At 43.7% G+C, this 16594-nt stretch carries 14 protein-coding genes; 10 read left to right on the top strand and 4 right to left on the bottom strand.

Annotated features, from left to right (window positions below):
- The first annotated feature begins 375 nt into the window (after window positions 1-375).
- The gene (locus NI469_RS07230) at window positions 376-981 is read left to right on the top strand and encodes a TetR/AcrR family transcriptional regulator (RefSeq protein WP_004280405.1); all 606 of its coding nucleotides are present in this window, start codon (window positions 376-378) and stop codon (window positions 979-981) included.
- A gap of 94 nt (window positions 982-1075) precedes the next feature.
- Here the strand turns inward: NI469_RS07230 and NI469_RS07225 are convergent, their stop codons facing one another.
- From NI469_RS07225 to cysK, 4 genes are all read right to left on the bottom strand, one after another.
- A complete protein-coding gene (locus NI469_RS07225; RefSeq protein ID WP_253174736.1) occupies window positions 1076-1270 on the bottom strand; it encodes a heavy-metal-associated domain-containing protein in 195 nt (64 codons plus the stop codon).
- A 78-nt stretch (window positions 1271-1348) separates the two neighbouring features.
- On the bottom strand, window positions 1349-1756 hold the full coding sequence (cueR, locus tag NI469_RS07220) for a Cu(I)-responsive transcriptional regulator (protein WP_253174735.1): 408 nt from the start codon (window positions 1754-1756) through the stop codon (window positions 1349-1351).
- The gene (locus NI469_RS07215; RefSeq protein WP_253174734.1) at window positions 1753-4455 is read right to left on the bottom strand and encodes a heavy metal translocating P-type ATPase; all 2703 of its coding nucleotides are present in this window, start codon (window positions 4453-4455) and stop codon (window positions 1753-1755) included. The genes cueR and NI469_RS07215 overlap by 4 nt, the downstream gene beginning before the upstream one ends.
- Window positions 4456-4640: 185 nt before the next feature.
- A complete protein-coding gene (cysK, locus tag NI469_RS07210) occupies window positions 4641-5639 on the bottom strand; it encodes a cysteine synthase A (RefSeq protein WP_253174733.1) in 999 nt (332 codons plus the stop codon).
- A 281-nt stretch (window positions 5640-5920) separates the two neighbouring features.
- Between cysK and NI469_RS07205 the strand changes: the two genes are divergently transcribed.
- The 9 genes from NI469_RS07205 to gcvH all read left to right on the top strand — a co-directional run bounded on the left by NI469_RS07205 (window position 5921) and on the right by gcvH (window position 16451).
- Window positions 5921-6238, top strand: coding sequence for an ArsR/SmtB family transcription factor (locus NI469_RS07205; RefSeq protein ID WP_004280410.1), 318 nt, complete (start codon window positions 5921-5923; stop codon window positions 6236-6238).
- A gap of 216 nt (window positions 6239-6454) precedes the next feature.
- Window positions 6455-8203 (top strand): SulP family inorganic anion transporter, encoded by a 1749-nt coding sequence (locus NI469_RS07200; RefSeq protein ID WP_216986062.1) that lies wholly within the window; start codon window positions 6455-6457, stop codon window positions 8201-8203.
- Between the two features lie 327 nt (window positions 8204-8530).
- Window positions 8531-9727 (top strand): serine/threonine transporter SstT, encoded by a 1197-nt coding sequence (gene sstT, locus NI469_RS07195; protein ID WP_253174732.1) that lies wholly within the window; start codon window positions 8531-8533, stop codon window positions 9725-9727.
- Between the two features lie 42 nt (window positions 9728-9769).
- On the top strand, window positions 9770-10435 hold the full coding sequence (locus tag NI469_RS07190; RefSeq protein ID WP_216986064.1) for a YoaK family protein: 666 nt from the start codon (window positions 9770-9772) through the stop codon (window positions 10433-10435).
- A gap of 24 nt (window positions 10436-10459) precedes the next feature.
- Window positions 10460-10996, top strand: coding sequence for a DUF2058 domain-containing protein (locus NI469_RS07185; protein WP_216986065.1), 537 nt, complete (start codon window positions 10460-10462; stop codon window positions 10994-10996).
- Between the two features lie 186 nt (window positions 10997-11182).
- Window positions 11183-12436 (top strand): mechanosensitive ion channel family protein, encoded by a 1254-nt coding sequence (locus NI469_RS07180; protein ID WP_034619144.1) that lies wholly within the window; start codon window positions 11183-11185, stop codon window positions 12434-12436.
- 226 nt (window positions 12437-12662) lie between these two features.
- Window positions 12663-14516 (top strand): ABC transporter ATP-binding protein, encoded by a 1854-nt coding sequence (locus NI469_RS07175; RefSeq protein WP_216986066.1) that lies wholly within the window; start codon window positions 12663-12665, stop codon window positions 14514-14516.
- Between the two features lie 449 nt (window positions 14517-14965).
- Window positions 14966-15994, top strand: a complete 1029-nt coding sequence (locus NI469_RS07170; RefSeq protein ID WP_005246182.1) for an AraC family transcriptional regulator — start codon at window positions 14966-14968, stop codon at window positions 15992-15994.
- A gap of 82 nt (window positions 15995-16076) precedes the next feature.
- Window positions 16077-16451 (top strand): glycine cleavage system protein GcvH, encoded by a 375-nt coding sequence (gene gcvH, locus NI469_RS07165; protein ID WP_044110812.1) that lies wholly within the window; start codon window positions 16077-16079, stop codon window positions 16449-16451.
- Window positions 16452-16594: the final 143 nt, after the last annotated feature.

The following is a 16594-nucleotide window of genomic DNA, read 5'->3' as shown; positions in this document are numbered from 1 at the left end:
GATTCATAAAGTTGCCTTGAAAATCACGTCTTCATGTTCAGTATAAGTGACTGAATATGCCAGCTTAATATTGATCTAATTTGTGTATTAAACTCTGATGAATATGGGCTTAAAACAGTCAAAGGATTTAGCTTCGTGCGCTGAAACAATAAAATAATTATACTGAAAATGGAATTTTATTTAGCAAAGTTGATCTCTAGGGTTCAGTTTTCTTGACAATATTTCTGGCTGCTCAGCATCGCTATTTTTATTTGTCACCAGTTGCTGCATAAATATACAAAATGAGATAAATATCACGACCTTAGTTTTATAGCCATCGCGTGCAAAATTGCATATTCTTGAAAGGTTCTTTTTCGAAAAGTATGGACCAAGAAGATGACGACTGTAAGACAGCAGAACTTCCTTCTTCGTAAAGAGAAGATCCTCAGCATGGCGGAAAGCCTGCTACTGGATAATAATCAGGACATTACCCTGAGTGAGCTGGCCAGTGAACTGGACATCGCAAAAGGAACCATCTACAAACATTTTAAAAGCAAGAACCAGTTATATTTAGAACTGATTATTCTGAATGAAAAAAGAATTCTAGAAATATCAAAAAAGCATAATAACGATATTAAAAATTATGTTTCACAATATATGCTCTATCACATGCTCAATTCAAACCGAACCATCCTGTTGCATGTGATTGAAGAGCGTTTAACCAATAACGAAAAAAATCTGAAAGAGTTATTTCAGGAGCTTTATCGTATTCGTGAAGAACGGATTATCCGGATTAAAGACATCACCCATGATTATCTGGTGGCTTTAGAAAGTGCCATGTCGATTCGGGATTATTTGTCCTATATCTGGACAGTCACCTATGGCGCTTCGCTGTTATTAAATTCGACCAATTACCAAAAAGCGATTGGGTCACGTGAACGTCTGATTAAGCTGTATATTAATCAGGCGCTGATGACGCCAGATAAAATCTCATCGGTATAATCACTGTAATAAAAAAATGCCTGATTCAATCAGGCATTTTTATTTGTTTCTATGATTTCATACAATCATTTTGTGCTGCCTCATTGGAGTAAGATCAGGCTGCAACAGGCGGGAAACCATCTTCGGTCAAAGCCGCGACAATCTCGGACTCACTGGCTGTCGATTCAACGTCGACCAGCTTAGTTGCCACATCAATACTCACAGTGGCATTTTCATCCAGATCTTTAATCGTAGCCGTGACACTGCGCGCGCAGCCACCACAGGTCATGTTTTCAATACGGAATTTCATGTTTAGCTCCATAGGTTCGGTTTAAAGTTGATATGATTCAGCAGACTATATTTAACCTGAGTTGAATTGCAGATCTGGTCAGTGCTGTTCAGGGACGACACCCTGTTCAATCTGTTTTAAAATCTGGCAATCGGACTGTTCATTGTCGGCACACTGCTCAACCGATTGCTCTAATATCATCAGCATATGCTGCATATCGGCAATTTTCTGTTGTAAAAACTGGATATGTTTTTGTGCCAGCTGTTTCACCTCGCTACTCTGACGTGAGCTGTTCAGCCACAGGCCGAGTAATTCTTTCATCTGCTCTGAAGAAAAGCCGAGTTCGCGTGCATGCTGAATAAAACTTAAGGTTTTAATATCCGCATCAGTATAAACCCGATAGCCTGCATCGCTTCGTTTCGGAGTGGGCAACAAACCAATGTCCTCATAATAGCGAATCATTTTTGCAGAGATGCCGGACCGTTTGGCCGCCTGACCAATATTCATTGAACTGACTCCTTAAATTGTACCGGTTGATAGGCTTTTAACCTTAAGGCATTGCTGACGACAAACACGGAGGACAATGCCATCGCACCTGCGGCAAACATTGGCGATAACAAGATGCCCCAGAATGGATAGAGCACCCCGGCAGCAATCGGGATTAAAGCAATATTATAGACAAAGGCCCAGAACAGGTTCTGCCGGATATTGCGCATAGTGGCCTGACTCAAGCCGATGCCTGTAGCCACATGCTGTAAATTGCCTGACATCAATACGACATCGGCTGCTTCAATCGCGACATCAGTGCCGGTACCAATCGCCATGCCAACATCGGCCTGTGCCAATGCCGGAGCATCATTGATTCCGTCCCCGACAAAAGTGAGCACACCGTATTGCTGCTGGAGTTGACGTACTGCATCGACTTTTTCATGTGGCAAAACTTGCGCAATCACCTGATCAATTTTCAGCTGTCTGGCAATGGCCTGCGCGGTATGCTGGTGATCCCCGGTAATCATTGCCACTTTGAGGCCTTGGTCATGTAAGGCCTGAATCGCGCTATAAGTAGTCGGTTTAATCGGGTCAGCGACAGCAATAATCGCAGCCAGCTTTTGATTAATCGCCACATATAAAGGACTGCGGCCTTGATCACCGAGCTTTTGTGCAGTGGCTCTAAACAGATTGACATTTAGACCCAAGTCTTGCATCAGACGTTCTGCACCGATATGCAATTGCTGCCCAGCAACCTTTGCTTTGACCCCTGCACCCGTAATTGAATCAAAATCCGTCACTTCACTCAGTTCCAGTTCTTGCTCACGGGCAGCCTGAACAATGGCGTGGGCAATCGGATGTTCAGATTTAGCCTCCACCGAAGCCACTAGCTGCAATACAGTCTGCTGATTAAAATCTGCCGTAACTTCAAAGTCGGTCAGCAGCGGTTTTCCTTCAGTTAAGGTTCCAGTTTTATCCAAAGCGACAACTTTAGTTTGTTGCAGTAACTGTAAAGCTTCACCCTTACGAAATAGCACGCCCAGTTCTGCTGCACGGCCAGTTCCGACCATAATCGAGGTAGGGGTCGCCAGTCCCATTGCACATGGACAGGCAATAATCAGTACGGCGACTGCATTTACCAAGGCGTAGGTCAGATTCGGCTCAGGCCCAAACAGGAACCAGACCATAAAGGTCAAGGCCGCCAATGCCATAACAGCCGGCACAAACCATAAAGTCACTTTATCGACCACGGCCTGAATTGGCAGTTTTGAGCCTTGTGCCTGTTCCACCATCTGAATAATCTGCGCCAGTACCGAATCCTGACCGACCGCAGTAGCCTTGATTTGCAAGGTTCCGTTCTGGTTTACCGTACCGCCGACCACCTGATCGCCAGCCTGTTTGGCCACAGGTAAAGGCTCACCGCTAATCATCGCTTCATCAATATAACTTTGCCCGGCAACCACTTCACCATCGACGGCGACTTTTTCACCCGGACGGATTTCAATCAGCATGCCTTGTTGTACATCGGCAATTGCCAGATCAATCCAGTGATCATTCTGTTGTACTCGAGCTGTTTTCGGTTGCAAGCCGACCAGATACTGAATCGCTTCCGAGGTTTTACCTTTGGCTTTGGCTTCCAGATAACGCCCCAGTAAAATCAGCGCGACAATAACGGCGGCCGCTTCAAAGTACACATGTACGGTGGACTGGGGTAACAACTGCGGAAAAAAGGTCGCAATACAGGAAAAGCCATAGGCGGCAATGGTCCCAACGGCCACCAGCGAGTTCATATCTGGTGCCAGACGCAATAAAGCTGGAATACCATGCTGATAAAAACGCCGCCCCGGAATAATCAGCACCAAAGTGGTCAGCACAAACTGCAGATACCAGCTGTTCTGGGTTCCCAGCGTATGGGAAATAAAATGATGAAACGCCGGAATCAGGTGCGAGCCCATTTCCAGAATAAATACAGGCGCTGTCAGAATGACTGCAAGCCATAAATCGCGTTTCAGCTGTGCCGTTTCATTGGCTTTCTTTTCCTGAAAAGCAACATGATTCTCTGCTGAGAGATCGGTACCGGATTTTAGGGTGGCTTTATAACCGGCTTTCTCCACAGCAGCAATCAAGGCCGGAAGCTGGGCATGCGAAGCTTTCAACCAGGCAGTTTCGGTGGCTAGATTGACCTGTGCTTCGCTGACACCTTCTACTTTCAATAAAGCTTTTTCAACCCGTGCCACACATGAAGCGCAAGTCATACCTTCAATTGCCAACTCAATCCGATTGCTCTGAATATCAAAACCGGCTTTTTGCACTGCCTGAGTTAGTTTGGACAATGGTACAGAGTTGATCGCACTCACATGCGCCTTTTCAGTGGCCAGATTCACTTGTGCATCCAGCACGCCTTCCACTTTTTTTAGGGCTTTTTCTACGCGAGCCACACAGGATGCACAGGTCATGCCTTCAATATTTAAATCAAACTGTTGCGTCGGTACATCAAAACCGGATTTTTCAATTGCTTGAACCAGCGCAGCGGCAGCAATTGGCTGCTGGCTTTTAATAAAAGCTTTTTCAGTCGATAGATTGACAGATGCCTCGACCACGCCTTCAATTTTTTTCAAGGCTTTTTCTACCCGAGCTACACAGGAGGCGCAGGTCATACCGCCAATCTGCACCTGCTGTTCATATAAGCGGTTGCTATCTTGTTCTGCCATGCCCATCTCCATGCTTCAACTCACTGTTGAGCTTATAGCTTAAACATTCCCATCATGGTAAGGTCAAGTCTTTCATCTGACTATTTTAAAAATAATGCAGCGTCCTGCTGCGATTTAAAACCACCCAATAAAAAGCCCGAAGATGACTTCGGGCTTGTATGGCAGTATTTAAAATATAAAATGCATCAATGTTATTCGGCAGAAATATTTTCAAATAAGATCGAAGACAGGTAACGTTCACCACCGTCTGGCAAAATCACCACAATATTTTTACCGGCATTTTCAGGGCGAGCCGCCAATTGTGCCGCTGCTGCCATAGCCGCGCCACTTGAAATGCCGACCAGGATACCTTCCTGAGCTGCCGTTTTACGTGCCCACTCGACTGCATCTGTGCTATTAATGGCAATCACTTCATCAACGAGGTCTAGGTCCAGATTGCCCGGAATGAAGTTGGCACCAATCCCCTGAATTTTGTGTGGTCCAGGTGTAATGTCTTCACCGCGTTTGGCCTGACCAATAATCGCAGACTCAGCGGGTTCCACCGCCACTGAATATAAAGGCTTATTTTTTACTTTTTCAAAGTAACGTGAAATACCGGTAATAGTTCCACCCGTTCCGACACCTGCGACCAGAATATCGACATTGCCCGCAGTCGCTTCCCAGATTTCTGGGCCTGTAGTTTCTTCATGAATTTTAGGATTGGCCGGATTTTCAAACTGTTGTGGCAGGTAGTATAGTTCAGGATTTTCATTGACTAGACGTTGTGCTTCTTCAATCGCGCCCTTCATGCCTTTGGCCGGATCAGTCAAAACCAGATTGGCACCCAATGCTTTCACCACCTTACGGCGTTCGATACTCATACTTGAAGGCATGGTCAAAGTAATGTCATAACCTTTGGCTGCCGCAACAAAAGCCAATGCAATACCGGTATTGCCGCTGGTTGGCTCGACAATATGCATGCCGGGTTTGAGCTTGCCAGATTTTTCTGCATCGTTAATTAATGCTGCACCAATACGACATTTGACTGAAAAGGCCGGATTACGGCTTTCAATTTTCGCAAGTACAGTGGCTGGACCGGAAATCACACGATTAATACGAACAAGCGGTGTATTTCCAATCGCGTCTGCATTATTACTATAAACCGCTATACCTAAATTATTCGGTGTTGGAAAAGCTGAATCTGTACTCATGATGATATCCCTAATGTTATTGGTTCAAGTCGCTTAAACATCATACAAGCATTTTTTTGCTTTGTAGATGTTTGATGAAACTTGCACTTCATTGCACGAATGTGAACTAAAATACTTTCTACACTATGCAATAAATTTATCTTATCTATCAATATTTAAAATATAATTTTAATTGATAATTCAATTCATTAAAAACCATAAAACTTAACTGTTTTTAGCAAGGTATTACGGGCTAAGACCCGTATAATTAGCGGGCTGTAACTTTATAATGGACATATTGAATGAAAACCGATTTTGAAATCACGACTATGCGCGATTCAGCAGAACAGGTCGTCGGCATTTTAAAATCTCTGGCCAATACCGACCGTCTTCTTATTTTATGTCATCTGTCTCAAGCGGAACTGAATGTTTCAGAAATTGAGGAAATAACTGAGATTAAACAGCCGACACTTTCCCAACAGCTCATGATGTTGCGCAAAAGCGATGTGGTAGATACCCGGCGCGACGGCAAACAGATTTATTATTCAATTAAAGATCAAAATTTGATTGTGGTCTTAAATACCCTTTATCAATTGTATTGTGGCAATCCAGCTAAATAAAGAATCTTTCTTTTTTCAGTGATCAAGATAAGTTTCTTTAAACTCTTATTGAGGTCGTTCTACACCACTAAGATCTCGATCATAGAGTTTTTTAAATGATCTGCGACTGACCCAGATGTTTCATTTTAAACATGATTCATCAAGAATCTAGATCAGCTAAGACTTCTTAGCAGAATTTGTGCATAATATATCTATATTTGTGATTTAGACCTTTTTATGCAAAATTCCAAGTCTAAACTTCTGCATAGACTGCCTGCCTGGGCATGGTTAAGCCACTACACGCCGGTCAAATTTAAGTCTGATGTGCTGGCTGCCCTGATTGTGGTGGCGATGCTGGTGCCTCAAGGGATGGCCTATGCCATGCTGGCAGGATTGCCGCCGATCATGGGCTTATATGCCAGCATCCTGCCGATGATCATTTATGCCCTGCTCGGTGGGAGTTCGACTTTATCGATTGGCCCCGTGGCCATCATTTCCATGATGACTTTTGCTACGCTCAATCCACTTTTTGAAGTCGGCTCACCGGTCTATATCGAAGCTGCGACCCTATTGGCACTGATGGTCGGCATTATTTCCCTGCTTTTGGGATTATTTCGTTTTGGTTTTATGATCCAGTTGATTAGTCATCCGGTGATCCAAAGCTTTATTATTGCCTCTGCCTTATTGATTGCTTTTGGACAGTTAAAGTTTTTGGTCGATCTTCCCTTAAAAGCCAATAACATTCCGGAGTTCGCCAGCAGTCTGCTGCAATATTTCCCGCTACTGCACGTGCCGAGCCTGATTTTCGGCCTGCTCTCTATCGGTCTACTGATCTATCTGCCCCAGTTATTAAAATCTCAGGCTGTACAAAGCCGGATCGGCTCTACAGATTTTTTAGTCCGTGCGGTGCCCCTGATTCTGGTGTGTCTCGGCATTGCAGCAATTGTATTTCTGGATTTAAAGCTTCAGGGCATTAAAACGGTCGGTGCAATCCCATCCGGTTTCCCGCCCTTGTCCTTTCCTCACTGGAACTGGGAACTGGTCATGACCTTGTTACCGGGTGCCAGCATGATCGCCATGATCAGCTTTGTGGAATCCTTGTCGATTGCTCAAGCGACAGCCTTACAGCAACGCAGTCATTTAAACAGTAATCAGGAGCTGATCGCACTCGGTCTGGCCAATATCAGTGCAGGCGTGAGTTCAGCTTTTCCTGTCACGGGCAGCCTGTCACGGACTGTAGTAAACGCCGATGCCGGTGCCAAATCACCTATGGCCGGTGTTTTATCCTCGATTCTGATTATTTTCGTGAGTCTGTTCTTTACCGGATTTTTTGAAGATCTGCCGCTGACCATTCTGGCCGCGACGATTATTGTTTCCATCTGGAAGCTGGTTAATCTCCAGCCATTTTTTGATGCCTGGCGCTATTCCAAGGCAGATGGCCTTGCCATGTGGATTACTTTTCTGGGCGTGGTCCTGATTGATATTTCCACCGGTTTGATTATTGGAATCGTCTCGACCTTTGTGCTGATGTTATGGCGAATCAGCCGTCCGCATATTGCAGTTGTCGGTCTGGTCGAAGGAACCCAGCATTTTCGTAATATTCAGCGGCATCAGGTCAGTACCTCCGACCGGGTGCTGTCACTACGGATTGATGAGAATCTGACGTTTCTGAATGCCAATAGCTTCAAAGGTTATCTGATCAATGAGATCAGCCTGAATGACCAGCTACAACATGTGATTATCAACTGTTCCAGCATCAGTGCGATTGATCTGAGTGCCCTGGAAATGCTGGAAGATTTAAATGCGGAACTGGCCAAACTGGATATTCGTCTGCATTTTGCCGAAGTCAAAGGTCCGGTCATAGACAAGCTGCAAGCTTCTAAATTGATGACGCATTTGAGCGGGCGCATTTATCTGACCCATTTTCAGGCGATTCAGGACCTGGCGCCAGAGATCTTTGAGCAGCATAAAGATTATACAATTTAAGACAGCAGATACTTGAACTTATGGCCGGAAATTCCAACCTGTCATAAGTTCTAACTTCTTAAATTTTCAAATATAATTTGAATTTATCTATTTAACTTTGATATTTATTTCATGAATACAATTTTAAAAGTGGTGATTTATTCATCATTTTAAGAAGTTTTTCTTCAATATAAGCAATGTTTTAAAGCAATTAATTTTAGAATAAATCAATAATATCAATATCTTGGTTTTTATATAAAAATATATTTTAAGCCTTGTTTAAATTAAGTATAAAATAGCGCAACTTTTTCCCAAATTTAGCCCTCGTAATTTTCACAAGGCAACCTTATGTTTTCTGCCCTTATGCGCATGAGCTTAGTCTCTCGAATCATCATCGCCATTATTTTAGGTGTGGGTGTGGCTGTGGTATTTCCCGAAGCTACTCCCTCATTAAGCCTATTGGGCGACCTGTTTATTAAAGCCTTGAAGTCTGTTGCACCGATTCTGGTTTTCATTTTAGTGTTAGCTTCTATCGCGAATTTTAAGGTGGGTCAATCCAACACCCCCATCAAACCGATTATGATCATGTATGCAGTGGGTATGTTCCTTGCTGCACTGAGCGCCGTGGTTGCGAGTATCTTATTTCCAAGTACGCTGTTTCTGGATATCGCTGCACAAGCTGACTTACAGCCACCTGGCAGTCTGGTAGAAATCCTGAAGAATTTACTGCTCAGTTTTGTTACCAATCCGGTCGTTGCGATTGCTGAAGCAAACTTTATTGGTATTCTGGCTTGGGCAGTGGCATTAGGCATCGCTTTCCGTCATGCATCGGATAGCACCAAGACGCTTTTGAATGATGCAGCCTTTGCAGTGAACTATGTGATTCGTTTAGTGATCAGCTTTGCACCTTTGGGTATTTTTGGTCTGGTTGCAGTGACTTTTGCTGAATCTGGTCTGGATACGCTGACCAGTTACGTACATTTACTTGCTGTGTTGCTCGGAACGATGGTTTTCGTTGCACTGGTAATTAATCCGCTTCTGGTTGCCTTAATGACACGCAACAACCCGTATCCACTGGTATTCACTTGCTTGCGCGAAAGTGGCATTACCGCTTTCTTTACCCGTAGTTCGGCAGCCAATATTCCAGTCAATCTGGACTTGGCAAAACGTCTGGGCGTCAAGGAATCAACTTCAAGTATCGCAATTCCTTTGGGTGCTACGATCAACATGGCAGGTGCTTCTGTGACCATTACTGTATTGTCATTGGCGGCTGTAAATACTTTGGGGATTAGCGTCGATTTCAGCACTATGCTCATTCTTTCTGTGGTGGCAACCGTTTCGGCATGTGGCGCTTCAGGTGTTGCAGGCGGTTCATTACTATTGATTCCAGTTGCATGTGGCCTGTTTGGTATTTCTTCGGATATCGCCATGCAAGTGGTCGCCATTGGTATGGTCATCAGCGTATTGCAGGATTCTACTGAAACCGCGCTAAACTCATCGACTGATGTTTTATTTACTGCAGCAGTAGACCGCGCATCAAATTGATTTTATATTGATTAATCAATATGTTTAGCCAATGATGTTGTTATGCCATTACAGCGTTTACCTACCTGGGTACAATTAGGGGCGTTTTTTCTTGCGGTCAATGCCGGCATGATTAACGTCTTGGGTCTGGTGACGGTACTGCACCAGTCTGTTTCACATATGACCGGCAATGTCAGCATGCTGGCTATGGCCCTGCTGAACTGGCAACCAGAACAGATGTTGTATCTCTTTTTGGTCACACTCTGCTATGTCATTGGTTCATCCTATAGCGGGCTCATTCTTGGAAATAGTCACTTTCGCCTGGGGCAGCTTTATGGTTACCCTTTAAGCCTGGTGGCTATTTTTATTTTGATCTGCTGGTTATTATTGCCCTATTTCCCGCGCTACGCCTTGTTATGGGCCTGTGTTGCCATGGGTGTGCAAAATGCCATGGTTAGCCACTATAAAGGTGCCATCATTCGCACCACGCATTTATCTGGCGTACTGACCGACCTCGGCTTGGCAATGGGTTACCGTTTGCGCGGTTTAGAGGTAGAATCACGGCGCGTGGTTCTGCATCTGCTTATTTTGCTCGGTTTTTTAAGCGGTGGCATTCTTGCCAGCTGGCTATATCCTTATTTAAAATTAAATGCATTCCTGATCCCGGCAGTACTGAGTCTGGTTCTCAGTCTCATCTATTGGGTGATTTATTTACGTTATCGACATTAACACGACTAATATCTGGACATTCTCATGGTTAAAAATGCATTGCAGGCACAATTGTTAAAGGCAGGATTGGTCGATAATAAAAAAGCCAAAAAACTGTCTAAACAGGCTGTGCATGAAAAACGCACCGGTGACAGCACTGAGGCTCAAATCAAGGCCAAGATTGAACAAGACAAACAGCAAAAAATGGCCAAAGACCAGGCCATTGAGCAAGAGAAAAAAGCCCAGTTGCAGGAAAAAGAGCTGAAAGCTGCAATTATGCAAATGATCAATCAGCACAAAATCCGTGATACTGATGGCGATGCGGTGTATCAGTTTATTGATGACAGTAAAATCAAGAAAGTCTATTTAAATCAGCAAATCTATAATGCGCTGGTGGCAGGCAGTCTGGTGATTGCCCGTGAAAATGACAGCTATGCTTTCTTGCCTAAAGCTCTGGCAGATCGTATCAATGCGAAAATGCAGGGCTTTATTATTGTGAATAATTCAGAGAAAAATGAAGAAACCACCGATGAAGAAGATCCATATGCTGCTTATGTTATTCCTGATGATTTGATGTGGTAAGCATCGCGATATCATTACTGAAATCTTGAAGATCAGAAACCGGCGAATTCGCCGGTTTTTTAGTTGTAGGCACTTTTATTGAACGATTTGCACCAATAGATATGTTTTAAAAAGTTATCCAATATTAAAAAATCTGATCCAAACCTATAAACTTGATCTAAATTTTTGATTGAAGAGAAAGATCGTTTGGAACAGTTTAATTTTATTCGGAATATTCAAGAATGGGCAAATCAGTACCCATGGCTGGAAATGCTATCTTCACTGAGTATTGTGATTTTACTGGCGATTCTTGCCAATCTATTTGCCAAACAGATTGTGGTACGCGGAATACGTCAACTGATTTCCAGAATGCCTTTTGCCAATAATCAGATTTTTGCTGAGCATAGCGTGATTCGCCGGATTGCCAATATTGTTCCGGCAGTAGTGATCATGAACGGGATTACCACAGTACCGCATTTATCTGACAAGGTTGAGTCCTTTGTGCAAATGGGGGCACAGGCTTTTATTTTCCTGACGATTGCCTTAGCTCTTGGTGAATTACTGAATATTTTTAACCTGGTCTATCAGCGTAATCCCAAGTCACGTAACAAACCGATTAAAGGTTATTTGCAGCTGGTCAAGCTGATTATCTTTATTGTCTGTGGCCTGATGATTCTCGGCACTTTCCTGAAAAAGGATGTCTTTACCTTGCTGGCTGGCTTCGGTGCCATGGCCGCGGTGTTGATGCTGGTCTTTCAAAATACCATTTTGTCGCTGGTGGCGTCGGTTCAGATTTCATCCTATGACATGGTGCGTATTGGCGACTGGATCGAAATGCCCTCGCTGAACGCGGATGGCGATGTCATTGATATGTCATTACATACCATTACGGTACAGAACTTTGATAAAACAGTGACCACGATTCCGACCAATAAACTGGTGACGGATACCTTTAAAAACTGGCGTGGTATGCAGGAAGCCGGTGCGCGCCGGATCAAGCGCTCGATTCATATTGATCAAAGCAGCGTACATTTTATGTCGGCTGAAGAACAGAATAAGCTGAAAAATTTTATTTTGCTGGATCAATACCTGAATACCAAATCAGAGGAACTGGAACAATTTAACCTGCAACTGAGCCATCATTCGCAATATAACCAGCGCCGTCTTACCAATTTAGGAACCTTTCGTGCTTATGTAGAGTTTTATCTGCAACAGCATTCGGGCATTAGTAAAAATCATTCCCTGATGGTGCGCCAATTGCAGCCAACCAGTGAGGGTTTACCGCTAGAGATTTATGCCTTTACCAATACCACCGCCTGGGTGGAGTATGAAAATATCCAGTCGGATATCATGGATCATCTGCTGGCGATTATTCCGGAATTTGGTTTAAAGGTGTATCAAGCGCCTTCAGGTCTTGATTTAAAGGAAGCATTTACTCAACCGTCTTCCATTATTACTTAAACACAAGTCATCCAATCTCAAGCCTGAAATGCTGCTGCATTTCAGGCTTTTTTATTTCATCATCTGTTTAAATCCTGACTGGCATAAATCTGGCTTTAGTTTAATTTTTATAATCTAAGTTTTAATTGAGTGAATCATTTTGTGGCAATTTCACCCAATTACGGGCTTAAAAAAACAGAATCCTTTATAATTCCCGAAAAGCAAAATGCATGATAAGAGTACGATAATGTTTCGATGGCTTGAAAGACTGGTTGACCCCTATCCCACCAAAAACCTAAATCAACCTTTACCGACCAAGTTTTTTCCATTTGTCTGGCAGGCAGCCTATGGCGTCCGCCGTTATTTACTGATTCTGGTGCTGTGTACCGCCGGTGCTGCCAGCTTCGAAGCTTTTCTGTATTCAAAAATTGGTGAGCTGGTGAACTGGCTCAGTAAAAGCCAGCCCGATACTTTTCTGGAACAGCATGCCAGTAATTTAACCTTACTGAGTATTGTTCTTCTGGCCAATATTTTTTTCGCCAGCGCCCAATCCCTGATCAAGCATCAGATTCTGTATAGCAACTTTCCCATGCGTTTACGCTGGCGCTTTCATAATCTGCTGATGAAACAAAGCCTGGATTTTTTCCACAATGATTTTGCCGGACGATTATCGGCCAAAGTCATGCAAACCGCTCTGGCAGTACGCGAATTCTGGGTGATTCTGGGTGACATGCTGGCTTATGTGCTGATTTATTTCATCACCATCAATATTGTTTTGGGTGCAATTTCACCCTTGCTGATCATTCCATTGATGGTCTGGCTAGCCTTGTTCATCTGTGCAGCTTGTTACTTTATTCCTCGTTTGAGCAAAATTTCCAATGCTCAGGCAGATGCCCGTGCGGTCATGACCGGGCGTATCACAGATGCCTATACCAATATCCAGACCGTGAAGCTGTTTGCCCATGCTGGTCGTGAAAGCCAGTATGCCAAAACTTCGATGCAGGAATTTATGGTAACGGTATATAAACAGATGCGTCTGGGTGCGCAATACGAAATCAGTATTTTACTGCTGAGTGTAGTGTTATATGGCGGCGTACTGGGTACCGCGATCTGGTTGTGGATGGAAGGACAGGCCGAGCTGGGCATTATTGCCGCAACTACGGCAATGGTGCTGAAACTGAACAGTATTGCCGAATTTATGATGTGGCAGACCTCTGCCCTGTTTGAAAATGTCGGTACCATTCAGGATGGTATGAAAACTTTAGGCCGAAAAATTGCCATTGAAGATAAACCGGGTGCCAAAGAGCTACAGCTCAATCATGGTGAAATCAAATTCGAAAATGTCAGCTTTGCCTATAATGATAAAAACGTGATTGATCAGTTTAATCTGACCATTCGCCCAGGCGAAAAGATTGGTATTGTCGGCCGTTCAGGTGCCGGGAAATCTACCTTGATTCAACTGTTGCTGCATTTTTATCATATCAATCAGGGTCGTATCTTAATCGATGGTCAGGATATTGATGAGGTCACTCAGGACAGTTTGCGCAAGAACATTGCATTAGTGACTCAAGATACCTCGCTGCTACATCGCACGGTCGCGGAAAACATTAAATATGGTCGTCCGGATGCGACTGATGAAGAGATGTTTGAAGCTGTGCGTAAAGCCAAAGCGGAAGAGTTTATTCCCAATCTGACGGATTTGCGTGGCAAAAAAGGCTATGAAGCCTATGTCGGTGAACGTGGCGTGAAACTTTCCGGCGGACAGCGTCAGCGAATTGCAATTGCACGTGTATTCCTGAAAGATGCGCCGATTCTGATTCTGGATGAAGCGACCAGTGCGCTGGATTCTGAAGTCGAAGCCGCCATTCAGAACAGTCTGGACGACTTAATGCAAGGTAAAACCGTGATTGCCATTGCGCATCGCCTGTCGACCATTGCCCAGATGGATCGTCTGATTGTGCTGGATCAAGGTCGAATCGCCGAGCAAGGCACGCATGATGAACTGGTGGCATTAAATGGCATCTATGCCCAACTTTGGCAGCGTCAAACTGGTGGCATGCTGATTCAGCAACAGGTCAAAGCATCAAAAGATCATGAATAATATGATCTGTAGAAGATTTCAAAACTTCTGATCATTTGCTCGTCCTTAATATTGAACAGGTCTGGAAAAAGGAAAACTTTGCCAGACCTCTCTTTTTAAAATTTTCTCTACAGATGAACAGCAAGTTGCCATCTATCTGGTATTTTAATGAAATGACATAACTCTCTAGTTCTGAAAGCTCTCTGAAGAAGTCCTATTCAATGCTTAAGCAATTTCCTTGTCCTTAGTCAGCCAATGCAGAGATGTGTCCGGTTCAATAAAATAATTTTAATTTCATCAATAAAATTATGTGGTTTAAATTGATTTTAATGCTGAATTCAGGCTAATCTGCCAGTGGCAGAGTCACAATCGCCAAAATTTTGTCCAACAATTTTAATGAAAAATTTGGCGGCTTCATGCCAATATCTATTTATAAATAAAAAAATTTGAATGAGTGCAACGGATCGCGCATGAAAACAATTGCTCCACGCCAAGACCAAGGAATTCCAGGTGTTTACGGTCTCCTGCTTCTCGATGTCATTTCCCGCTGGGGTTATAATAATGAGTCGCTTTTCCAACCTTTTGGCCTGACTAGTGAACAGTTGGCAGATCCTGATTTTCGTATTCCAACTCCTGTCGCCAATGAACTGGTCAAATATGCCCTGAAACTGACCGGAGAGCCGACCTTAGGTTATCATCTTGGCACACAGATGCGGATCTCGATTCATGGCTTTATTGGCTATGCCATTATGACGGCGAATAATATTACCGATGCGCTGGTACTGGCGAACCGATTTATTCAACTCCGTTTACCCTTCCTGCAACTATTTTTCTCGACTTTTGGTGCCAAAGCCACGGTACAGTTGCAAACCGATATTCAGCTTGAACCTCTGCGCACCGAAATTTCCATTGCCTTGATGATCGGTCTGATCAGTATGGCCAAAGCGATTACAGGCGTTACTGATGCGACAGGAGAAATCGACTTCGATTTCAAAAAGCCGGAAGATTTTGAACGCTTTATGGCGAAGTTCCCCACCCATCAGTTCCGTTTTGAACAACCGCATTTAATTCTGAGCTTTGATAAAAGCTACCTGATGAACAAGCTGGTGCATGCCGATCCGATTGCCAGCCAGATTGCGATTAACCAGTGTGAAACGGAACTTTCTGCCTTGGGTGAACGGCATCGGATTGCCATGCGTGTCCGGGATATATTGACCCATGCTGAGCAACACTATCTCAGTATTGAAAGTGTGGCGGATCGCTTGCACATGTCTGACCGCACCTTAAAACGTCAACTCGCCGCCGAAGGCACCTCCTTTTCTACCCTGGTCGATGAAGTGCGTTACCGGCATGCCACCTCGTTATTATCCCGGACAGATTTCACTCTGGAACAGATTGCCGATGAACTGGGTTATAGTGATGTCGCCAATTTTAGCAGGGCATTTAAACGCTGGAGTGGTCGCAGCCCGAGCAACTGGCGCAAAGATCCTTATTTATAAGGAAGTATAAGCCTTTTGTTTTGCTTAAAAAGAATGTATAAAACATGTCAAAAATGATCTTAAGATTTTTAAGGAGTTATCAATGAATCATCCTGCAGAATTAAAGTACGCAAGTACACATGAATGGGTGCGCATTGAGGGTGATCTTGTTGTGACCGGTATTTCCGACCATGCACAGGATGCGTTAGGCGATTTAGTCTATGTAGAAGCACCAGATCTTGATTCACATATTACTGCGGGCGAACAAGCTGGCGTGGTTGAATCAGTAAAAACAGCTTCCGATATTCATGCACCAGTGTCTGGTGTAGTGGTTGAAATCAATCCTGATCTTGAAGATGATCCAGATTTCATTAATGATGACCCATATGGCAAAGGCTGGATCTATAAAATCAAGCCGGACAATGTGGCCGATGTCGAAAAACTACTTTCAAATACAGAGTATGAAGCCGGGCTTTAATTTTGATTTTGGATAAAAAAATCAGCCTGAGGGCTGATTTTTTTGTTTTATCTAGGGCGTGTCCTCATTTGAAGAATTGGTTTTAAATACTTAAAATCCTCCTTTGAGTTATTTTTATTTCTATATTTTCAATGGCACGTACT

The sequence above is a fragment of the Acinetobacter lwoffii genome, assembly GCF_024129735.1.
Lineage (GTDB): Bacteria > Pseudomonadota > Gammaproteobacteria > Pseudomonadales > Moraxellaceae > Acinetobacter > Acinetobacter lwoffii_H.
The sequence above is the reverse complement of the archived record's forward strand: the minus strand, read 5'-3'. Positions and strand labels throughout refer to the sequence as shown.